16 protein-coding genes are annotated in these 23738 nt (G+C 36.1%); 12 read left to right on the top strand and 4 right to left on the bottom strand.

The features are described from left to right. Positions 1-7: 7 nt before the first annotated feature. The gene (locus FNN09_RS14310; RefSeq protein ID WP_143303055.1) at positions 8-3691 is read right to left on the bottom strand and encodes an ATP-binding protein; all 3684 of its coding nucleotides are present in this window, start codon (positions 3689-3691) and stop codon (positions 8-10) included. 46 nt (positions 3692-3737) lie between these two features. Then, entirely contained in the window at positions 3738-4211 is a 474-nt protein-coding gene (gene rlmH, locus FNN09_RS14305; RefSeq protein WP_143303054.1) for a 23S rRNA (pseudouridine(1915)-N(3))-methyltransferase RlmH, read from the bottom strand. Between the two features lie 207 nt (positions 4212-4418). On the opposite strand from rlmH, the gene FNN09_RS14300 reads away from it, so the two are divergent. Together FNN09_RS14300 and nadC are read left to right on the top strand one after the other, a co-directional pair. Further along, the gene (locus tag FNN09_RS14300) at positions 4419-4817 is read left to right on the top strand and encodes a DUF4783 domain-containing protein (RefSeq protein ID WP_185969017.1); all 399 of its coding nucleotides are present in this window, start codon (positions 4419-4421) and stop codon (positions 4815-4817) included. Then, positions 4814-5659 (top strand): carboxylating nicotinate-nucleotide diphosphorylase, encoded by an 846-nt coding sequence (gene nadC / locus FNN09_RS14295; RefSeq protein WP_185969016.1) that lies wholly within the window; start codon positions 4814-4816, stop codon positions 5657-5659. Before FNN09_RS14300 ends, nadC begins: the two co-directional genes overlap by 4 nt. Positions 5660-5796: 137 nt before the next feature. On the opposite strand, the gene FNN09_RS14290 is transcribed toward nadC, so the two are convergent. After that, the gene (locus FNN09_RS14290; RefSeq protein ID WP_143303052.1) at positions 5797-8421 is read right to left on the bottom strand and encodes a valine--tRNA ligase; all 2625 of its coding nucleotides are present in this window, start codon (positions 8419-8421) and stop codon (positions 5797-5799) included. Positions 8422-8716: 295 nt separating this feature from the next. Between FNN09_RS14290 and FNN09_RS14285 the strand changes: the two genes are divergently transcribed. From FNN09_RS14285 to FNN09_RS14275, 3 genes are read left to right on the top strand one after another with little or no spacing between them, the layout of a single operon-like run. After that, the gene (locus FNN09_RS14285) at positions 8717-9277 is read left to right on the top strand and encodes a type 1 periplasmic binding fold superfamily protein (RefSeq protein WP_143303051.1); all 561 of its coding nucleotides are present in this window, start codon (positions 8717-8719) and stop codon (positions 9275-9277) included. Continuing rightward, positions 9267-11576 (top strand): TonB-dependent receptor, encoded by a 2310-nt coding sequence (locus FNN09_RS14280; RefSeq protein ID WP_143303050.1) that lies wholly within the window; start codon positions 9267-9269, stop codon positions 11574-11576. The genes FNN09_RS14285 and FNN09_RS14280 overlap by 11 nt, the downstream gene beginning before the upstream one ends. Positions 11577-11626: 50 nt before the next feature. Then, positions 11627-12046, top strand: coding sequence for a Fur family transcriptional regulator (locus FNN09_RS14275; RefSeq protein WP_143303049.1), 420 nt, complete (start codon positions 11627-11629; stop codon positions 12044-12046). A 104-nt stretch (positions 12047-12150) separates the two neighbouring features. On the opposite strand, the gene xerD is transcribed toward FNN09_RS14275, so the two are convergent. Beyond that, positions 12151-13050 (bottom strand): site-specific tyrosine recombinase XerD, encoded by a 900-nt coding sequence (gene xerD, locus FNN09_RS14270; RefSeq protein WP_143303048.1) that lies wholly within the window; start codon positions 13048-13050, stop codon positions 12151-12153. Between the two features lie 194 nt (positions 13051-13244). Between xerD and aroQ the strand changes: the two genes are divergently transcribed. From aroQ to FNN09_RS14235, 7 genes are all read left to right on the top strand, one after another. Further along, positions 13245-13667, top strand: coding sequence for a type II 3-dehydroquinate dehydratase (aroQ, locus tag FNN09_RS14265; protein ID WP_143303047.1), 423 nt, complete (start codon positions 13245-13247; stop codon positions 13665-13667). Between the two features lie 108 nt (positions 13668-13775). Beyond that, complete coding sequence (pyk, locus tag FNN09_RS14260; RefSeq protein ID WP_143303046.1) at positions 13776-15200, top strand: pyruvate kinase; 1425 nt, start codon at positions 13776-13778, stop codon at positions 15198-15200. Between the two features lie 236 nt (positions 15201-15436). Next, complete coding sequence (locus FNN09_RS14255) at positions 15437-16447, top strand: dihydroorotate dehydrogenase-like protein (RefSeq protein WP_143303045.1); 1011 nt, start codon at positions 15437-15439, stop codon at positions 16445-16447. 234 nt (positions 16448-16681) lie between these two features. Beyond that, positions 16682-19396, top strand: a complete 2715-nt coding sequence (gene ppdK, locus FNN09_RS14250) for a pyruvate, phosphate dikinase (RefSeq protein WP_143303044.1) — start codon at positions 16682-16684, stop codon at positions 19394-19396. A 130-nt stretch (positions 19397-19526) separates the two neighbouring features. Beyond that, complete coding sequence (gene ruvX / locus FNN09_RS14245) at positions 19527-19943, top strand: Holliday junction resolvase RuvX (RefSeq protein WP_143303043.1); 417 nt, start codon at positions 19527-19529, stop codon at positions 19941-19943. Further along, positions 19940-20491 (top strand): peptide deformylase, encoded by a 552-nt coding sequence (gene def, locus FNN09_RS14240; RefSeq protein WP_143303042.1) that lies wholly within the window; start codon positions 19940-19942, stop codon positions 20489-20491. The genes ruvX and def overlap by 4 nt, the downstream gene beginning before the upstream one ends. A 142-nt stretch (positions 20492-20633) precedes the next feature. Continuing rightward, positions 20634-23576, top strand: coding sequence for a T9SS type A sorting domain-containing protein (locus FNN09_RS14235; RefSeq protein WP_143303041.1), 2943 nt, complete (start codon positions 20634-20636; stop codon positions 23574-23576). Positions 23577-23738 lie beyond the last annotated feature (162 nt).

Raw genomic sequence — 23738 nt, 5'->3', positions numbered from 1 at the left:
ATAGGAATTAATCACCCTCATAAATAGGGAAGCTGATAAAGAAAGTGGTGCCAACATGTTCTTTTGTTTCAAAGGATATTTGTCCACCACTATTTTTTACTATGTTTTTAACAATTGCCAAGCCAAGTCCCATGCCGCTTGATCTTGTTGTAAAATTAGGCATGAAAATTTTATTCTTCACATCTTCATTCATTCCTCTACCATTATCAGATATCGATACTGTAATATTTTTATTAACGGTTTTTACAGTAATATTAATAGTACCATCTCGCTCATTCGGAATTGATTGAACAGCATTTTTTATAACGTTATTTAATACACTAATCATTTGATCCGGATCAGCAAAAATGAGCTCATGACTTGAATTAATGATTGTATTAAAATGTATTTTGGGTGATGATTTTTCAAAAAGGGCAACCGTGTTATTAACCTTGTCGATTAAATTAACTTTACCTCGTTGGGCTTGTGGCATTTTTGCAAAATTTGAAAATTCATTGGCGATAATGTGCAATTGATCAATCTGTTCGATAAGTGTTTTACAAACACGATTAAGGAAGTTATCGAAATCTTCACGCTGACTTTCCCAAGCTTTAGTAAGGTACTGCACATTTAACTTCATTGGCGTTAAAGGATTTTTTATTTCATGGGCAATTTGTTTCGCCATTTCGCGCCACGCCATCTCACGTTCCGATTTAGCTAGCTTTTCAGCACTTTCAGAAATCTCGTCAACCATCCTGTTGTACTCTTTTACTAAATTTCCAATTTCATCATTTCCTTTGTAACCAATTTTTTGATTGTATTTGCCTATTCGTATTTGAGCTAAACGATCCTGAATTAAATATAATGGACGTGTTATTCGGCGCGAAATAAGTACCGCAACACCAATTGCAAACAATACAAAAAGTAAGTATGCATTTATAACCGCAACTATAAGTGATGATATTTCTGTTTTAAGTTCATTATTACCTATAAAATATGGGAGGTTAAGGTAGGCCAATGTTTCATGTTCATAATTATAGATGGGAACATATGCTGACGTGAAATGTAATTCTCCAATGCGCTCCTGGTGTATGTATTCAATTTTCTTTTTATGTTTAAGTTGATAATAGGCCTGCGTATTCATCATTTCACCAGAAAGACCTTGCTGGTATAGCTCAGGCCTTGAAGTTGCTAGTAATTGTCCGTTAGTATTATACAAATTAATATCACTGTAAAAAACATTGGAGAATTTTTGCATAAGGTATTGCAAGTAATCATGCATACTTTCATCCAACTCTGGTTCATTGATGATTTTCTGTTCCATCTCTTGTAAAACCGATCGAATGCGTTGAGAAAGCATCTGATTATTTTTTTCTCTAAACTGATGGATGGAATAAAAGACAGAACTCACACCCATTACTAAAAGGATAAATATCATTAAGCTTACAAAGGCAATTTGAATTTTTTCCTGTATTGAAAATGCACTTCTTGTACTTTGATGATGACGCGAAATGAGAAATATAAGTGCAGTTATAATGAAGAAGAATAAGGCAAACGTTGAAAATGATTTTAATAGATAGATGATTTTTATTCGTGGCCTGCTTAATACTAATTTCGTATTCTCATCAATTGGATAAACCAGATGCAGCATATCTTCTTGTTCGATATTTGTTTTTTGCTGCAATGCTGTTTCTGGCAGACTAAATGAAATTGGATATTGATGATTACCAAACTTCTTAACTAGCTTGTTATTGATGTATTTGCCAAATGAATATTCTTTATAGATTGCATTATTCATTTGCTCTTGATTGTTCTGGAGGAGTTCAGGGTAACCTAGACCAGAAAAACTAGGAGTTGAATTTATCTCGCAGTATAAGGTCGTTTCAAGGTTGGGGTTATCTGCCATAAAAGGGATACGACCAAAATAACTTATCTGACCGTTATTATTATTTAAAAAGTAGAAGTTTTCGCAAGCATCCACTAAACGGCCCTGATTGCTTAATAAAGAGTCAAAAAACTGATAACAATTTGTCGTAATGTCTTTGTCTTCTATGTATAGAGGAGCCTCTTTCCAACAAATAACAACCTCAATATCATATCGTTTCCAATAGCCGTAAAAATAGGTTTTTTCCAAATAACTACGCACAGCATCGTTATTGTCTTCATCTTGTAGAAGCATTTCAATAAGCGTTTTATCTTTCGCTAGCTTATCTTCAATATCTGATAAATACATTTCGGCCACAGGATCCGACTCTCGAGTTAATTGATATGAGAGGTTATCGATCAATAATAATCGATTGCTTTCTTCTTTTTCTGTATTGTGCCAATAAAGTACCGTTACGGCATAAATAGATGAAATAAAAATGACCCAAATAAAGGAGCTATAGGTAATTCCGTTGGCACTATTTCGATGGGCCTTGTATAGTATTGCACCAATTATGAGAAATAATGGAAAATATATTTCTGATGTTGATTGATTGATAAAATAGCTAACCCCGTATAAACAAACAAAAGCAATTGAACTGATTATGAATAGTTGTAAAACAGAAATGTGATCTTTAATGTTGACAACCAATCGCTCATAGATGAAAATGATAGCTATGAAGTTATTACATATCACCAAAACTTTAATAAAAGCAGTAATGTTTAAGTCCTCAATATTAAAGAAGATAGATGCTTGAGACGAGTTCGTAACGATGAGCTCAATCAATATGTTAGATGAGTAAAACAAGCTAAGAACAAAAAATACAAGACTAAAGTAGAGCAAATATTGATGAACTTTATTACCGTTTGTACTGAAGACTGTAGGTGTCTTAAAGTAGCGGTAAAAACCATATGCAAATGCGAGAAAGAAAAAACTTAGGATAATTAAACTACCAAGGGAAGATAGCCACTCAGAAACAGCAAAGGTAATTGGTGAAAATACTGGATAAATAGAAAAGTCGTTTGGAATGGCATAGTTTTCAAAAAGCAAGCAGAGTATTGAGTAGTATATAACCACTCCAATAAGTAAATAGTTACTCCAGCTTCTGTTTTTTAAAAGAGTAAGAACCTTTATTGCCAACAGCGTTAGAATTATAAAACTAACCAGGTATAAGCTAAACGCCAAAATCGCTATTAAAGGCACAATGTCATGATTTTCATATTTTAAGGACAATAAATACTGATCATGAATATCATAGATATGGTGCTCGCTGGCGGTTGAATCAATTACAATTGTTGGTTGATGAGTAATGGTGAAATCACCTGAAAACTTATTTTTTAGGAATTTATTTTGGTATGCATATTCATCTTTAATTCGGCTGATGCCAACCAAGGTGTATTCTTTCTCCTGGATTAAATGCTTTAAATACCATCCATTGCTTAGGTGAATAAGCGATTGTGTATTTTCTTTAATACTGTCGAGGGGGACAATATGGCTCGACCAAGCGTGTAGTAAAGAGTCTTTGTACAGGTAATAATATATGTCATCACCAGAAAGCGAATCCATTGAAGCCCATAATAAAGACTCGTTGAGTGATATAAGGTGTTTATTACTATTGGTCTTACTTATTAGGGTGTTTTGTTGATCTTTTATGGTGTTTTGAATCGCATACGTATCTGCGTCGTGTGTGTAGGCATGGTCAAAATTTGTTTCAATAAACTTTCCTATTGCAAATAGGGTTATTGCAATAATAATTGAAGCGTAAAACTTGGTTAACTGAGGCGACATATACGTATGTTTTAATTGACTAAAGATAAAAAAACGCCATTATAAATTACTCGTGATGATAGGGTTCATTTTTTAATATAGTCATAGCCCTGTATAGTTGTTCGGTGAAAATGAGACGAACCATCTGATGTGAAAATGTCATCTTGGATAAACTTATTTTTGAATGGGCTTTTGCATATACTTCATCAGAGAAACCATATGGGCCTCCAATAACAAATACAAGGCGTTTTAAGCCCGATACCATACGCTGTTCAATCATTTTAGAAAATTCAATGGAACTGTAGTTTTTGCCATTTTCATCGAGTAAAACAAAGAAATCTCCAGGATTGAAATTCTGTACTATCAATTGCCCTTCTTGTGTTTTTTGCTGTGATGTGGAAAGGTTTTTGGTTTTTTTAAGGTCAGGTATTACTTTCATTTCGTAGGGAAGATAGTGTTTGAGTCGTTTTTCAAACTTTTCAATGCCAGTTTTCAAATACGCATCATCTGTTTTACCAATTACAAGTAATATTATTTTCATGCCAATCTATCTTTTCGTTTCAATTGCTAAATTTAAATCTTAAAAAGGTAGCTAAATTAAGCTAAACACCTATTTTTGTTGTAAAAGTAATGTGTGAATATTTATTTTTAGTGTATTCAGAAAGATTATTGAGTATGAGTGCTTTTTTAAATTAAAGGCATAGAAAGGCTCAATATTTGTAACTATACAGGCTACTAAATTGATATGATGATACCATTCAAATTTATAATAACTCTTTTTTTATTAGTTACTTTTACAACAAGTGTAGATGCTCAGCAAACTGCAGCATTGCCCGATGGTGTAATTATGGCTGTGAAAAATGGAGATACCAATAAGCTTTCAGCTTCTTTTAACGATCAAATTGAAATAATTCTTCCTACAAAAACAGCCGTTTATAGTAAGAAACAGGCTGAAATGGTGTTGAAAGACTTTGTTGAAAAGCATCCTGTTACTGAATTTCAATTAATTCATCAGGTTAAAAAAGATAAGGCATCTTTTGCAATTGCTAATTATTATGCATCAAATGGCCGCTATCGATTCACATTTTTAACAAAGTTGAATGGCGGAAAAATATATATCCATCAGATTAGAATTGAAAAACAATGATTAATCAATTAATCGATCAATTTATTGATACCACCATCCGAGAAGATATTGGTGATGGTGATCACTCATCGCAATCTTGTATACCAGAATCGGAACAAGGTAAAATGTTTATGCTTGCCAAAGAAGATGGAATTTTAGCAGGAGTAGAAATTGCTCTGCGTATTTTTGCTAAAATTGATTCAGGCATCAAAACTGAAATACACATTAAAGATGGTAGTGCCATTAAAAAGGGTGATATCATAATGCATGTCACTGGGAAGGTTTGGTCTTTACTGCAAGCCGAGAGATTAGTTTTGAATGTAATGCAGCGCATGAGTGGAATTGCTACTCGAACAGCCGAATATGTTGCTCGACTTGAGGGTACTCAAACCCGTGTTTTAGATACTCGTAAAACAACTCCAGGAATGCGTTATCTTGAAAAGGAATCAGTACGATTGGGTGGAGGAGTTAATCATCGAATGGGATTATACGATATGGTAATGCTTAAAGATAACCATATTGATTTTGCTGGTGGCATTGAGAAAGCTGTACTAAAAGTCAAGAATTATCTTACTGAGAAAGGTAAAGATTTAAAGATAGAGGTAGAGGTACGTGACTGGAGTGAACTGGAAGAAGTATTACGTGTAGGCGGTATTCAGCGTGTTATGTTGGATAACTTTTCGGTTGAAGAAACACGCAAAGCTGTTGAATTTATTAATGGGCGTGTTGAAACAGAATCTTCTGGAGGTATAACAATTGATACCTTGCGCGACTATGCAGAGTGTGGTGTTGATTACATTTCAGTTGGGGCTTTAACTCATCATATTAAAAGCCTTGATTTGAGCTTAAAAGCGATGGACTAATAGTATTTCAAAAAAATATTTAACCGTTCATTTGGGCAGTAGTGCTGAAATGAACGGTTTTTTTTGAAAATTGGGATTTATATCAACAAAAAAGCCAGCGATGAAGCTGGCTTTCTAGTTATGTAATCTGTTATTTTCTACTTTTTTAAATTAGCAATACTGTCCGTTAAAGTTTTAATTTTGGCTTCAGCATCGGCTTGTTTTTGTTTCTCTTTGGCTACAACAGCTTCAGGTGCACTTCCAACAAAGCGTTCATTACCCAGTTTTTTCATCACACCTTTTAAGAAACCTTGTTGGTGAGCTAACTCTTTTTCTAATTTGGCAATTTCAGCATCTACATCAATTAAACCATCCATAGGAACAAAATACTCACTGGTTCGCACCATAAATGAGATAGCGCCTTCAACCTTTTCGCTTACCATATTAAGCTCGTTTAGGTTGGCCAACTTACTCAATACTGCATTAAATTTAGCTGAGAAACCGTCGCCTTCAAGTATGCTCAGTGAAAGAGCATCTTTTATTGGGATGTTTTTTTCTTTACGAATAGTACGAACGCCACCAACACCTTCTTTTAGCATCTCAAATTGATCAATGATGCTTAAGTCAAGTCCTTTGACAGTTGGCATATCTGAAATCATGATGCTTTCGCCTTCTTTGCGTTCTTCAAGTGCTTGCCATAATTCTTCCGATAAGAATGGCATAAACGGGTGAAGAATGCGAAGTAATTTATCGAAGAATTCGCTTGTTGCTTTGTAAGTAGCTGCATCCAATGGCTTTTGGTAAGCTGGTTTAACAGCTTCAAGATACCACGATGAGAACTCTTGCCAAAATACGGTATAGACAGTCATTAAAGCATCCGAAATACGATACTTGTCAAAATGGCTGTTCATGGTTTCAATGGTCTGATCTAACTTAGCATCAAACCATTCAATTGCTTGTTTGGCCGATTCTGGCTGTTCAATTGTAGTATCAATTTCCCAACCTTTTACCAAACGGAAAGCATTCCATATTTTATTGGCGAAATTTCTTCCTTGCTCAGTTAAGCTGTCATCAAATAAAAGGTCTCCTCCAGCAGGTGAGCATAGTAGCATTCCAACTCGAACACCATCAGCACCATATTGCTTCATCAAATCTAAAGGATCAGGTGAGTTACCCAACTGCTTCGACATTTTACGACCTTGTTTATCGCGTACCATGCCAGTGAAGTATACATTTTTAAATGGTAGTTTACCTTTAAACTCGTAACCAGCCATAATCATACGAGCTACCCAAAAGAATATGATGTCATGACCTGTTACTAAATCATTTGTTGGGTAGTAATAATCGATTTCTGTTTTGTCATCGCCAAAACCATCAAATACCGAAATTGGCCATAACCAAGATGATGCCCAAGTATCCAGTACATCTTCATCTTGTTTAAGGTCGGCCATTGTTAGTTCGGCGTTGTCAGTTTTTTCTTTTGCGGCTGCTAAGGCTTTTTCGTCATTTTCAGCAACAACAAACTCGCCATTCGATAAGTAATAAACAGGTATGCGGTGTCCCCACCATAACTGACGCGAAATACACCAGTCTTTCACATTTTCCATCCAATGACGGTAGACGTTTTTAAATTTCTTAGGATGAAATTCAACTTCGTCACTCATAACAGCGTCTAATGCAGTACTGGCCATTTCCTGCATTTTTAAGAACCATTGAGTTGATAATTTAGGTTCAATTACCGCACCTGTTCGTTCAGAGCAACCCACTTTATTCGTGTAGTTTTCGATTTTAACCAGGTTACCTGCTTTTTGAAGATCAGCTTCAATTTCTTCACGAACATCAAATCGATCTTTACCTACATATAGCTGAGCAGCTTCACTAAGTGTTCCATTGTCATTTAAAATATCAATGCTTTCCAGGTTATGGCGCATGCCAATTTCGTAGTCATTAATATCGTGCGATGGAGTAATTTTTAGGCAACCAGTACCAAATTCCATATCAACATACTCATCTTCAATAATAGGAATTGATCGGTTAATAAGCGGAACAATAACACGTTTCCCTTTTAAATGCTTGAAGCGATCGTCATTAGGGTTAACACAAACAGCAGTATCTCCCAAAATTGTTTCTGGTCGGGTAGTAGCAATGGTTACAAACTCATCACTACCTTCAATCTGATATCTTAGATAGTACAGTTTTGACTCAACTTCCTTGTAAATAACTTCTTCATCAGATAAGGCAGTTAAAGCACTAGGATCCCAATTTACCATTCTAATTCCACGGTAAATTAATCCCTTTTCATATAGCTCTATAAATACTTTAATAACGGCATCACTGCGTTCCTCGTCCAAGGTAAAACACGTGCGGTCCCAGTCACATGAGGCACCAAGTTTTTTAAGTTGTTCCAGAATTATGCCACCGTGTTTATCAGTCCATTCCCACGCGTGATCTAAGAAATTATCGCGTGTTAAATCTGTTTTGTTGATGCCTTCGCCCTTTAACTTGTTCACAACTTTTGCTTCAGTAGCAATTGAGGCATGGTCAGTTCCTGGTACCCAGCAGGCATTTTTACCCATCATGCGAGCACGACGAATTAATATATCCTGAATGGTATTGTTAAGCATGTGTCCCATGTGCAGGACGCCGGTGACGTTCGGTGGCGGAATGACAATGGTGTATGGTTCGCGCTCGTCGGGAACCGATTTAAAAAATTCATTGTCCATCCAATACTTATACCACTTGTCTTCGGTTGCAGAAGGGTTGTACTTGCTAGCAATTTCCATAATTGTATTTGTCTTTCTTCGTTTCTACATTATTTCCAATACCGCTAAAGCATTGGAATTATTATATAAGTGTGCAAAAATAAGAAAAAAAACAGTGTGTGTTGTATCTAATTATAGAAGTCTTTGTCATGATTTTAAACTATTGCTTTAAGTGAATTAATTAATTGTTGAGTGATTTAAATGGTATGTAATGAGGTATTTAGGATGTGGAGGTGTTTTTTAATCCAAACTTAATGCAACATTGTTGCATTAAGTTTGTTACTTTTGCAAATACTAATCAAATAAACATTAACTGATGAAGAGCACATCTATTTACTTGGCAGGACTAGTAATTGCATTTATAGCATTGACATCTTGTGAAAAGGATGATCCTATAATCCCGCATGAAGAGGAGCTAATAACGAGTTTGATTTATACCTTAAGTCCTGTAGGAGTTGGAGAAACTGTTGTATTATCGTTTAAAGATTTAGATGGCGACAATGGTAATTCTCCAATAATTTCAAAAGGATTATTAAAGGCTAACACAAGGTATACTGGTGCCATGGAACTATTAAACGAACTAGAAGAACCAGTGCATAATATAACGGATGAGATTTTGGAGGAAGCTGAAGATCATCAATTCTTCTTTACCTCTACGGTAAATGACCTACAAGTTTTGTATTCAGATTCAGATATGAATGGCAACCCATTAGGAATAAAAACACAATTGGCAACCCAGGGTGAGGGAACTGGGGTGTTAAAGATTATTTTACGTCATGAACCAGATAAATTCGCAGATGGTGTGGCTGATGGAGATATTACAAATGCAGGAGGAGAAACAGATATTGAAGTAATATTTGAAATTGATGTACAGTAAGTTTTTTTTAATTTTTCTTTTTTCACTATTTGCATCATCCACCGTATCACAAGAATGTAATCATTTAATTACAGGAGTTGTACGAGATGCACAAACGGGCGAAGAAATCCCATATGCCAGTGTTCTGATTAGCGAATATTCAAAGGGAGCTGTAACTAATGACGCAGGTATATTTGTTATTTCACATGTATGTGATACCTCATTCACTTTAACTGTTAGTTTTTTAGGATATGAAGTGTATGAAAACTTGGTGTCTGTATCGAATGATCAGTCAATTGTAGTGGAATTAATTGCAGACAGTAAAAAAATAAATGATGTTACGGTTACAGCAGGATGGTTGTCGGCAACCGAAAGGTTGAGTCAGCGCATAGGTGATGAACAGATTCAGTATGATGTAAACGAAAGTTTAGCAAATATGTTGGAATCATTATCTGGCGTCAGCTCTTTAAAGAGTGGAGGTGGAATTGCAAAACCTGTTGTTCAGGGCTTGTATGGAAATAGACTTCCCATATTAAATAACGGTGTTGCTCAAAGTGGGCAGCAATGGGGGAATGATCACAGTCCGGAGATTGATCCCATTGTAGCCAATACAATTTCTGTTATAAGTGGTGTGCATGCCATGGAGTATCAAGGTCGATCACTAGGTAACATGGTGTTGGTCGAAGCTAAACCCATCAGAAGACATCATCTGTTATCGGGTAAAGCAGGCTATTTTTTTGAATCGAATGGGCGGGGTAATGGCGTTAATTTAGCTTTACAGAAATATGATCCTACTTTGGCTTGGAAAGTTAATGGAACACTTAAGAAAAGAGGCGATCAACACGCTGCAGATTACTACCTGACCAATACAGGTATTGAAGAGGCTAATGTTGCTCTTCAGCTTGAGAAAGTTATCAATGATCGATGGTCGCTTGATGCTATGCTGAGTTCTTTTAATACACAAATTGGGGTGTTGAGAGGTTCTCACATTGGTAATTTAACCGATTTGGAAGAGGCATTAGAGCGAGATGTACCATTTTACACCAATGATTATTTCTCATACGATATAAATGCTCCACGACAAACGGTTGCTCATCATCTTGTTAAGTTACAGGCCAAATATTTTAAAGATGATCATACCTGGGTAAATATTGTTTATGCAACACAATTAAATAATCGTAAAGAATATGATGTGAAACGATTGGGGAGGTCAGAAGTTCCTTCACTAAGCCTACAGCAATTTACTCATTTTATCGAAGCAAAATACTCAAGGCCTGTTTTTAATGCCTGGCGATTAAAAACGGGTTTGCAATTCAACTTTATTGATAATAGTAATGATCCCGAAACGGGAATTTTACCATTAATACCAGATTATTATTCCTATGAAATGGGATCGTTCGCCACGTTTTCAAAACATATAAAAAGATGGTATTTGCAAATAGGAGGTAGGTATGATTATCAGATGCAAAATGTAGCAGCCATTTCAAATTCAATACCACGCGAAATAATTCGTTATAACAATCATTTTCATAGTTATAAAATAGGTATTGATTCTCGTTATTTTACTTCATCTACTACCGAAATAATTGGAAGCTTGGGTATTGCATCTCGAAATCCTGAAGTCAATGAGTTTTACAGTAATGGCTTGCATCAAGGTGTTGGTGGTATTGAAGAGGGTGACCCTGACCTGGTAAAAGAAAGTGCCATAAAAGGAAGTATTTCAATAAATTCAGCCATATCATCGAAATTGCAAATTGAATCTTCTGTTTATTCTCAATATATAGAAGATTATATATATCTGCAGCCACAAGATGAAATTCGTCTAACAATTCGAGGTGCTTTTCCCGTGTTTAAGTACGAGCAGGCTAATGCAAGCATTATTGGTGCAGATATAATGGCGCATTATCACATTAGCGAGAATATTAAATTTTCTGGGCAATATAGTTATCTACGAGGCAATAATTTAAGTGACGATGTGCCTCTTATTAATATGCCTTCCAATAGTTTTAGTACTTCACTGCGCTATACGAAAGAAAAAATCGTATTCATTGATAAATTAAGTTTAGATATTTCGCAACGTTATGTTTATCAACAAAGTCACCTCTTGCCTGAGCAGGACTTTACAGAGCCACCCGAAGCATATAATCTTCTGGGCTTTCAGTTAACAGCCCAGAATCAAATAAAACAGATGAAAGTCAATTCATTTATTCGGGTTGATAATTTATTGAATGTGTCTTATCGCGACTATTTGAATCGGATGCGATACTTTGCCGATGATTTAGGGATGAATGTTGTTATTGGTCTTAATCTATCTTTCTAAATTAATAGTTTGGTTTTTTAATCATTGGCAATTATTATACTTTTGTGGGCATGAGTGGGCAGGAAAAAACGAAGCAATATCTAAGAGCAAGGAAATTGAAAGCAACACCTATTCGTGTTGAATTAATGCAATTGTTCAAAGATAATGGTGCCGCCTTGCCTTACTCAGACATTCAAAAAAACTTAAGCTCTTATGATAGAGTCACCTTGTATCGCACAATAAATGCTTTAATTGATAATGGTATTGTGCATAAAGCTTCAACCTCTGGCGATGAAGTGTACTACGCCTTATGTAGTCCCGAGTGTTCAAATCAATGCCATCATCACGAACATATTCACTTTAAGTGTACTAAATGTAACGAGGTTTCTTGCGTGCAAGCACAACAATCTTTCGAAATTAATATTCCAGGCTATCAAATTGATGAATTATCTATTGAAGTTAAAGGGATGTGTAAGAAGTGTCTTGTTTAATAGCACTGAGGATTGATGTTGTAAAAATTACCAACCTGCTTATCAAAAACGAAAAAGCACAACCTAAATAAGTTGCGCTTTAATCAATGTGTGATTTTTTAATATTACGACCTTGGGTGGAATTGAATTAAAGTATTCTTTAAATATTCTTTATCCAAGTGTGTGTATATCTCTGTAGTGATGATTGACTCGTGACCTAACATTTCTTGTACAGCACGTAAATTGGCGCCTCCATCAATTAAGTGAGTTGCAAATGAGTGACGGAATGTATGCGGGCTTATGTTCTTTTCGAAACCTAATTTTTTAGTTAAGTTTTTGATAATCGTAAAGATCATTACACGTGAAAGCTTTCGTCCTCTACGGTTTAAGAATAAAATATCCTCATCATCTTTGTGTATGTTAAGAGTACGACGATATTCACTTAAGTACAAGTTAATTTCTTTAATTGCTTTCGAACTAATTGGTACTAAACGTTCTTTATTACCCTTTCCTTCAATTTTAATAAAGCCCGATTCGAAAAATAAATTTGAAATCTTTAACTCAATTAATTCAGATACCCTTAGACCGCAACTGTAAAGTGTTTCAAGAATAGCTTTGTTACGTTGCCCTTCTGATTTCTTCAAATCAACAGAGTTTATAATTCTGTCAATTTCCTCAACAGATAAAATATCAGGTAGTTTGCGTCCTATTTTAGGAGACTCCAACAAAGCTGTAGGATCTTTTTCTACCTTTTCTTCGATTAACAAAAATTTGTAAAATGATTTAATGCCGCTGATTACTCTGGCTTGCGTTCTTGGGCTAATGCCACGTTCGCCTATCCATTGCATCATCTCTTTTAAATCTGCCAATATTACATCTTCAGGACCTTTTTTACTATTCCTATCTTCTAGAAAAGTAACCAATTTGGTTAGGTCGGTAATGTAAGCATGGATAGAGTTTTCAGATAATCCCTTTTCAATTTTGAGATAGTTTCTGAATTCACCAATTTCTGATTCCCAATTCATAATTAAACTTTTAAATAAAGTGTTTCCCGATTATTTGTATCAGTAAAAATAAATATTGAACTGATAACGAACAAACAATATGGATTAAAATTTAAAATAATGTTTATTTTTCCTATCATTTATTAAATAATGCCACTGTTTTTTTATTCCAACAAACTATCGTAATTTTGCGGGCATAAAAATAAGACTGTCAGATGAACTTATTAATAATAAATGGGCCGAACCTTAATTTGTTAGGCAAGCGAGAAACTTCCATATACGGAAATACGTCTTTTGAAAGTTATTTCGACCAGCTGACAGCGGAGTTTTCTGATGACAATTTATCCTATTTTCAATCGAATCATGAGGGAGAAATAATTGATAAGCTTCATACAGAGGGGTACAAGGTTGATGGGATCGTACTAAATGCAGGTGCATATACGCATACTTCATTGGCAATAGCAGATGCAATAGCAGGTATTGAAAGTCCGGTTATTGAAGTTCACATCAGTAATGTACATAAGCGAGAAAAAGTTCGGCATAAATCATTTATAACTGCTGTTTGTAAAGGAGTTATTGCAGGATTTGGATTGAATTCTTATCGATTAGCAGTAGAAGCTTTAAAAAGATCTTTGTAAAAAAAAATCTCTCATTAAATATAAGATAATGAAAGTCTGAATACAGTTGGGGAAGAGCTGTATTTAGAATAATATTAATTGTTGCATACCACCAAGAAAAATTTGATTATGAAGAAGTTTACCAAAATTGTTGCTACAATTTCGGATCGCAGTTGTGATGTTGATTTTTTGAAAAAACTTTACAAATCCGGCATGAACGTTGTGCGTTTAAACACTGCACATCAGGATTACGAAGGAGTTCTTAAAGTCATCACTAACGTTAGAGCTGTATCAGACAAGATTGCAATCTTGATTGATACGAAGGGACCAGAAATCAGAACGACAAAATGTGAAGACGACATTGAGTTAACAACTGGTGATGTTTTAAAAGTAAAAGGTGATATCAATTGCTTATCATCTAAAGAGTGTATTTGTGTTAGCTATGAACACTTTGTAAAAGACATGCCTATTGGAGGTCAAATTTTGATCGATGATGGTGAAGTGGCTATGGAAGTTACTGCCAAAGAAGATGATTATTTAACATGTAAAGTGTTAAATGATGGTATTGTAGGCAGTCGCAAGAGTGTGAATATCCCAGGAGTTCGAGTGAGTTTACCGTCTGTTACTGAGAAAGATCGTAACTTTATTAAGTTTGCCGCTCAAAACAACATTGACTTTGTAGCACACTCTTTTGTACGTAATAAAGAAGATGTTATTGAAGTACAGCAAATCTTAAATGAGATGGAAAGTCCAATGAAAATTGTGGCTAAAATTGAAAATGAAGAAGGTGTTGCTAACTTGGATGAAATCTTGGAACATGTACACGGTATTATGGTTGCTCGCGGAGACTTGGGTATTGAAATACCTCAAGAAAAAATTCCGGGTATTCAACGTCGCATGATTCGTAAGTGTGTTGAAGCTAAAAAGCCTGTAATTGTTGCCACGCAAATGTTGCACACAATGATTAAAAATCCGCGACCTACGCGTGCCGAAGTTACAGATGTTGCTAATGCTATTTATTACCGTACAGATGCCATCATGTTAAGTGGTGAAACTGCTTATGGTAATTATCCAGTTGAAGCTGTTAAAACAATGGCTAAAATTGCTAAAGAAGTTGAAGCATCAAAAGATAGTCGTTACGATATTCCTGTATTACAAGATACGAATGATATTACAGCTTATCTTTCAGACACAGCAGTGCGTGCAAGTAAAAATTTAGACATTAAAGCCGTATTAACTGATAGCTTAACTGGTAAAACGGCTAGGTATTTAGCGGCTTTTAGAGGTGCAGTTCCTGTTTACGCTTTGTGTTACAATCAAAATGTAGGTCGTCAGTTGGCACTTTCTTATGGAGTATCTCCACGTTTGATGGAAGATGGTAGCTCTAAGAAAGAGATTCTGAAAAAAACATTGAAGAAGTTATTGAAAAAAGAAGTTCTTGTTGAGGATGATTTGGTAGCTTATTTAGGTGGTAGTTTTGGAATTGGCGGTGGAACAACCTATTTAGAGGTAATTACTGTTAAAGCTTTGCTTAAAAAAGTAGATAAAGACTAAGTTACAGTCTAAAAATAATTTAAAAAGGTGTTGCAGTTTTGTAACACCTTTTTGTGTTATGGGGCATGAACAATGTCGCAAGTAGTTTTCAAAGACAACGTAAGCACTTTATTGTATCGAATATCAATTCTATTTGTTCGAGATAAGGACTATTTTATCTTTTACTTAAAACAATTAATATCAGCTCCTTGTTAAAGTATATAAGAAATTAAAAACCCTTTAATATCACCTTTGACATGGATTTAAGAACCACTTACATGGGGATTGAATTAAAAAATCCCATCATTATTGGAGCCAGTAATTTAGTTTTAGACTTGTCTATGGCTAAGAAGTTAGAAGATGCTGGCGCAGCTGCGATTGTCTATAAATCGCTTTTTGAAGAACAACTTAACCTAGAGGCAGCCGAGTTGGAAGATGAATTGCATGAATTTGATAATCTCCAAGCTGAGATGACATCTTTATTTCCAAAGATTGAACACTCAGGACCGAAAGCACATTTGTTAGCTCTTAAAAAATTGAAAGAAACGGTATCTATACCTGTGTTCGCAAGTCTCAATTGTACTTACGATGTAAGTTGGGTAGATTATGCAAAGTATTTGGAAGAAACTGGAGTTGATGGCTTGGAGTTGAACTTCTATTCAACTATTTCGGATGTTGAAAAATCGCCAGCGACGATCGAAGAAGAGCGTATTGAAATTTTGAAAAAGATTAAAGCTGCAGTCAAAATTCCTGTAAGTGTTAAGCTAAGTCCGTTTTACACCAATATGATGAATGTGGTTTATCGGATGGATAAAAACGGTGCAGATGGTTTTGTCCTTTTTAATCGTTTGTTCCAGCCAGATATAGATGTTAAGGAAGAAAAACTGCGTGTACCATACAATTTGAGTCATAAAGGAGATAATCGTTTAGCTCTGCGTTTTGCTGGTTTATTGGCAGGTAACCTTAAGGGCAGTATTTGTAGCAATACGGGTATCATTGATGGAGAAGACTTAATTACCATGTTATTAGCCGGTGCTGACTCTGTACAAATTGTGAGCACTGTATATAAAAATGGAGTGGTTCAGGTTACGCGTATGCTTGAGGAATTAAGTGCCTGGATGAAGTCTAAGGGCTATAATCGTATTGATGACTTCAAAGGCAAACTATCTAAAAAGAATGTCGATGATCCACATGCATATAGAAGAGCTCAATATGTTGATTATTTGATGAAAGCAAAAGAATACCTTAAAAAGTATCCTGTTAATTAGTATTAGTGATTCTAAATAAAATAAGAGCGATTTTTTCCATGATGAAAGAATCGCTTTTTTAATTTCACGATGCTTAGGCAGAATTTATTATTTATTAACGCATTCCTAGCGGTTTCAATAGTGGTGACTTTGCCAAATTTTTTGTTTATTTGTATGGTTTTTGAAATTTATATTTCGAAACAATCGAAAACGTTGATAACTACTATTTTATAATAAATTTTTAATAATCTAAGTATGAGCAATAAACGCGTTTATACCTTTGGTAACGGACAAGCTGAAGGTAAAGCTGATATGAAAAATCTGCTTGGTGGTAAAGGTGCAAACCTTGCTGAGATGAACCTTATTGGTGTTCCAGTTCCTGCCGGTTTTACTATCACAACTGAAGTGTGTACCGAGTACAACCTAAAAGGTAAAGAAGCTGTTGTTGAATTAATGAAAGCTGAAGTAGAGGCTGGAGTAGCAGCTACCGAAAAAGTAATGAATGCAAAATTCGGTTCTACCGGTGAGGCTTTCCCATTGTTATTATCTGTTCGTTCAGGTGCTCGTGCATCCATGCCTGGTATGATGAACACTGTTCTTAACCTAGGTATGAACGATGATGCTGTAAAGATCATCGCTGAAAAATCAGGTAACGAACAATTCGCGTATGACTCATACCGTCGTTTCATCCATATGTATGGTGACGTGGTAATGGGTGTAGAGGCTGAAGAAGGTCAGCACAATCCATTTGAAGTAGTACTAGATGAGTTAAAAGAATCAAAAGGATATAAATTAGATACTGAATTAACAGTTGAAGACCTGAAAGTTTTGGTTGAAGGTTATAAGGCTGTTGTTCGTGAGCACGCAGGTGTTGATTTCCCAACAAACCCTTGGGATCAGCTTTGGGGTGCTGTATGTGCAGTATTTGATTCATGGAATACTGAGCGTGCTATTCTTTACCGTCGTATGGAGCAGATTCCTGACGAGTGGGGTACAGCAGTAAACGTACAGGCTATGGTATATGGTAACATGGGTGAAACTTCTGCTACAGGAGTATGTTTCTCACGTGATGCTGCCACAGGTGAAGATCAATTCAATGGTGAGTACTTAATCAATGCGCAGGGTGAAGACGTTGTTGCTGGTGTACGTACGCCACTTGAGATTACAACTATTGGTTCTAAGCGTTGGGCTGAGCGTAACGGTACTTCGGAAGAAGATCGTAAAGCAAACTTCCTTTCAATGGAAGAAGCAATGCCAGAACTTTATGCTGAGTTGAATGAAACACAGCAAAAATTAGAAGATCACTATAGCGATATGCAAGATATGGAGTTCACCATTCAAGATGGTAAACTTTGGATGTTGCAAACGCGTGCTGGTAAGCGTACTGGTGCTGCCATGGTTAAAATGGCTATCGACATGTTAGCTGAAGGTATGATTGACGAAAAAACAGCTGTTTTACGTCAGGAGCCAAATAAATTAGACGAGTTATTACACCCTGTATTTGATGGTGCTGCAATTGCTGCTGCAAAAGAACTATCTAAAGGTTTGCCTGCATCTCCGGGTGCTGCAACTGGTCAAGTAGTATTTTCTGCTGAAGCTGCTGAGCAGTGGGCTGCCGATGGTAAGAAAGTAATCTTGGTTCGTCGCGAAACTTCTCCTGAAGATTTAAAAGGAATGTATGCTGCTGAAGGTATTTTAACTGAGCGTGGTGGTATGACTTCTCACGCGGCTGTAGTAGCTCGTGGTATGGGTAAATGTTGTATCTCTTCTGCTGCTGGTTTAACAGTATCAGGTAAGTCAATGTCAATTGATGGTGTTGAGTACAAAGAGGGTGACTTTATTTCATTAAACGGTACTACTGGTATTGTTTACGAAGGTAAAGTAGCAACTATTACTCCTTCATTAGATGGTGACTTTGGTAAGATGATGGAATTAGCTGAAAAGAACACACGTATGTATGTTCGTACTAACGCTGATTCTCCTGCTGATGCTCAAACTGCTCGTGAGTTTGGAGCTAAAGGTATTGGTCTTTGTCGTACAGAGCACATGTTCTTCGAAGGTGACCGTATCTGGAAAATGCGTGAAATGATCTTAGCCGAAACGGTTGAAGGTCGTGAAGAAGCATTGGCTAAATTATTACCTATCCAGCGTGAGGATTTCTACGGAATTCTTAAGGCTATGGACGGGTTTGGTGTTACTATTCGTTTACTGGATCCACCATTGCACGAATTTACTCCTAACGATTTAGAGTCTCAAAAAGAGATGGCTGAGAAATTAGGTGTTGATGTGAAAGTTGTAACTGAAAAAGTTGAAGGCTTACACGAATTCAACCCAATGTTAGGTCACCGTGGTTGTCGTTTAGGAAATACTTATCCTGAAATTACTGTGATGCAGGCTCGCGCTATTATCGAAGCAGCTTGTGACCTTAAGAAAGAAGGATTTGATCCTAAGCCTGAGATTATGGTTCCATTAATTGGTACTGTAAAAGAGCTTAAAATGCAGGAAGAGTTGATCCGTTCAACTGCTGCTAAGGTATTCGAAGAGAAAGGAATGAAAGTAGACTACATGGTAGGTACTATGATTGAAATTCCTCGTGCTGCATTAACTGCTAATGAAGTAGCTGAAGTAGCTGAATTCTTCTCATTCGGTACAAATGACTTAACACAGATGACTTTCGGATATTCTCGTGACGATGCTGGTAAATTCTTACCTATCTACATCGAAAAAGGTATCTTAAAGCAAGATCCATTCCAGGCATTAGATCAAACAGGTGTTGGTCAATTGGTAGAAATGGGTTGTGAAAAAGGCCGTTCAGCTCGTCCAGAGTTGAAATTAGGTATCTGTGGTGAGCATGGTGGTGAGCCTTCTTCAGTTGAGTTCTGTCACCGAACAGGTTTAGATTACGTTTCTTGTTCTCCTTTCCGTGTGCCTATCGCACGTTTAGCTGCTGCACAAGCAAACCTTCGTTAATAATTATAACGATAATACTATATGTGAAAAGAGCTTCCGTAATGGAAGCTCTTTTTTTGCTGATAATTAAATCAGTGTATTTACATATAGAGGCTTCCAATAAAAACTATCTTTGCAACAAAGTTTATAAATGGGCAGAATATTAGCAATTGACTACGGAAGAAAGAAAAGCGGTTTGGCAGTAACCGATCCAATGAAAATCATCGCCAATGGATTAACTACCGTACCATCGCACGAACTTTTCGATTTTATTGTCAAATACATGAAAGAAGAAGAGGTAGAGCGTATTGTAGTGGGTTACCCTACACAAAATAGTGGCGAAAAATCTGAATCAATGAAATACATTGAACCATTTGTTAACCGATTGAAGAAGAATTTTAAAGACCTGCCAATTGAATGGGTTGATGAGCGCTTTACGTCAAAAATTGCTTTTCAAGCTATGATTGATGGAGGCTTAAAAAAGAAAGCACGCCAGGATAAGGCCATGGTTGATAAGGTGAGTGCAACCATAATTCTTCAAACCTATATGGAGCAAAGTCGCATATGATTTTTCCTATTGCTGTTTATGGTCACCAGGTATTGAGGAAAAAGGCAACTAAAATAAGTGCCAATTACCCCCATTTAAATGAGTTTTTGAAGGATTTATGGGCAACTCTATACCGGACCGATGGTATCGGTTTGGCGGCACCACAGGTGGGAAAATCCATTCGTTTATTTTTAATTGACCTTGATGTATTTAAAGATGAGTACCCTGAATTAAAAGGTTTTAAGAAAGTCTTTATAAATGCTAAACTTGAACTGTTAGAATCTCCTAATAAGTCATTTTCTGAAGGTTGTCTTAGTTTGCCTGGTATTCATCAAACGATTAAGCGTCCCGATAAAATTAGAATCCACTATAAGGATGAAAACTTTATTGAGCACACAGAAGAGTATGAAGGGTTTGTAGCGCGTGTTATTCAACACGAATATGACCACTTAGAAGGACATTTATTTATTGATAAATTACCTAGACTCAAAAGAATATTTGTCAAGCTTTATGTAGGCCTTGTTAAAAAACGGTTTTCTAATGCAGCTTACAAAACCGTAAGCTCATAAAACGACCATATTATTGGTTTCAACCTATTTAGCTGCATTTTAATCAACGATAACTATTTGTTAGTGTAAAGATTGGGCATAAAAGTATCTTTTCCCATAACTTGATATTTCTTAATTAATTATTAATCAAATACTCAACGTTATGCGAAGAATTATACTCAATTCGACTGTACTACTTCTACTTATCTGTTTATCAGCTGTTGATCTTACCGGTCAGAGGGTTTATGTAAAAACAGATGGGGTGGCTTATACATCTGGTGCCGACCATGACTCTTGGGAAGATGCTACCAGCGATTTACAAGAAGCAATTAATTCACTTGCGGTTACAGGTGGCGAGGTTTGGGTAGCTAGTGGAACCTATACCCCAACTGAAAGCTATTATCTCTTAGATCCTGGAGATGAAGGGTACGATGCAACGGTTGAGTCACGAAGTATCAGTTTTATGATGGCGAATACGGTTTCCATAATTGGTGGCTTTGTTGGAGATGAGGGTGAGATTGGGGCTCGTAGCAATTACGGATATGGAGAAGCAAATGCAACTATCTTGAGTGGAGATATTGGTGTGGAAGATGATATCTCTGATAATTCTTATCATGTTGTATATGGAATTGATTATACTTCAAATACCGCTGTCCTTTCTGATGTTGTCATTACTGAGGGTTATGCGGATGGAAGCGACCGTGATGGTCGTGGCGGTGGAATTCAAACACGAAATGGAGGAACATATAATAATGTAACACTAGTTGGTAATTCTGCTAATTTAGGTGGAGGTGTTTACGCTTATAGCGGTGGTGTTTTTAATAATTGTTTATTTGTAGGAAATGAGGCAATTGCTGGAGATAGAACGCCTTTGGGTGGTGGATTGTATGCTCACTTAACGGGTAGTGAAATAACAGAATGTGAATTTTATAATAATTATAGTGTCGGAAGAGGAGGTGCAATAGCTTGTACCGAAGGTACTTTTGATAAGTGTCGAATTATAAATAATGTGGCAGATAGCCATGGTGGTGGTATATATTCCTACTCCGATGAAGTAACTCCAGTAGCAACAACAGGAGGTATAATTAAAAATTGTTTAGTAGCTAACAATACTGCTTGGGCAGATGGTGGTGGTATTTATATTTATAGTCATGGAACAGTATTAAATACGACTGTTGTTCACAACCAATCAAACGATTCTGGTGGTGGAGTTATTACTTTTGATGATGATGAAAATGCTAACGTTACGATATTAACCAATGTAGTTATATGGGGTAACGACTGCTTTGGTAGTCCTCCTGCCGACCAAATAGATGAAGGTGCTCAAACTGTTCTCACCAATTGTGCAATTAGCGATATTAATAACGCTGTAGGAACCGATTTAATAAACCTTAGCGAAGTAAATGCAAATAGTGAAGGGCCTCAATTTACCTTACTATCCAGTTACATTGGTAGAGGAACCACACCAGCGGAGCGAAATAATATCATGGCAGCTGATTGGACATTTGGTATAAGCTCTCCATTATTAAACGCTGGACTTGCTGATTTAACAGGTGTTGATGTTGGCGACGAAGATTTAAATATCGAACAGCGTGTTGTGCAAAACCGAATTGATATTGGCGCATATGAATTAGAATTTTACATAGCTACAATTGATGCTACCGGAAATGGTATTTATTCACCAATGTCGTCAAGTAATGTTGTTGCCGGAGGAAGTGTATCGTACGACTTTACGCCAGATGCCAACCATCAGATTTATACATTCACCGTTAATGGAGAAAATAGAATAGGTGAACTGGTAGAGGATGAAGGTGTATTTACTTACAACGTAAGCAATATTAATGAAAATCTGGATATTGTTGTTGTTTTTGCTTCTCTTACTGAGCACACAATTGAAGTAACAGGAGATGCTGGTGGTGATGTTACACCAAGTGGAGTAAACACTATTTACGAAGGTTTCTCATTAACAGTAGACATAGATCCTTCAACAGGTTTCGATTTGCGTTCTATTTTGATAGATGGTGAGGAGCAAATCGAGAATGTAACAGATAACGGAGATGACACATATAGCTATATCTTCGAAAATGTGGATGCATCACATACCGTTGTTGTTGATTTCGCTTTGATTCATACCTTAACAGTGACTACGGCTGTTGGTGGAGTAGCTTCACCAACTGGTGATGTTACTTTATTAGAGGGTAATGAGATAGACATAACAATTACACCTGATTTAGGGTATGCAATTACAGCCGTTAATCTTGATAATGTGGATGTGCTTGCAAATATTGTCGATAATACTGATGGAACATATACCTATACGGTAAGTGGTTTAACAGATGATGCTGTTTTAGATATTGAATTCACCCGTTATTATACCATCAATATTACAATTTCGGCAGGTGGTAGCGCGAGCCATATTGATGAACACAGGATAATCGAAGGGGAAGAGTTAGACCTAATGATATCACCAGAAAGTCAGTATAAAATTACAGAGATTCAATTGGATGGTACGGATGTAAGCGACTTACTTGTTGAAAATGAAGATGGTTCTTATAGTTATGCCGTCAAAGATTTAACGGCTGATGCTACATTGAATATCGTATTTCAACAATACTATTTATTAGACATTACAGCGTCACCAGGTGGTGCAGTAAGTCATGTAAGCCCACAGGAATTATTTGATGATGAGTTCATCGATATTGTTTTAACTCCTGAAGGTGGTAATGAAGTTTCTACATTAACATTAAATGGTAGCGACGTAAGTGGAGATCTTATTGATAATAATGATGGAACTTTCACTATTACCGTTGGAATCTTAACCGAAAACTCAACTCTTGAGATTGGTTTTGGTACGTCAACATCAATTGACATGAAAGAGCTGGCTGCTTTTAAAATTTATCCTAACCCTGTATATGATGTATTAAATATTACAGGCGATGTGCAACAGGTGCAGTTTTATAATGGAACTGGAAGTTTGGTTAAAGTAGTTAACCAGAACCAGCTAGCAAGTCCTGTAAATGTTAGTGATTTAGCAAAAGGAGTATACATTCTTAATGTCCTATTGCCAACAGGAGAAAGCAAGACGCATAAGTTAATTGTAAAATAAAAGTTGATCATAAAATGTTTGAAGAGGTGGGTAATAATTAGGCCTGCCTCTTCATTTTGTATGATGGTACTTATAACTCATGTAAGTAATTGTGTTGTTGATGAAGTATTACCAACAGTTAATAAAATAATGGAACATCTTGATTCAATTGTTTTTATTTTG

The organism is Carboxylicivirga sp. M1479, from assembly GCF_007097485.1.
Classification (GTDB): Bacteria; Bacteroidota; Bacteroidia; order Bacteroidales; family Marinilabiliaceae; genus Carboxylicivirga.
This window is presented reverse-complemented; position numbering and strand designations above follow the sequence as displayed.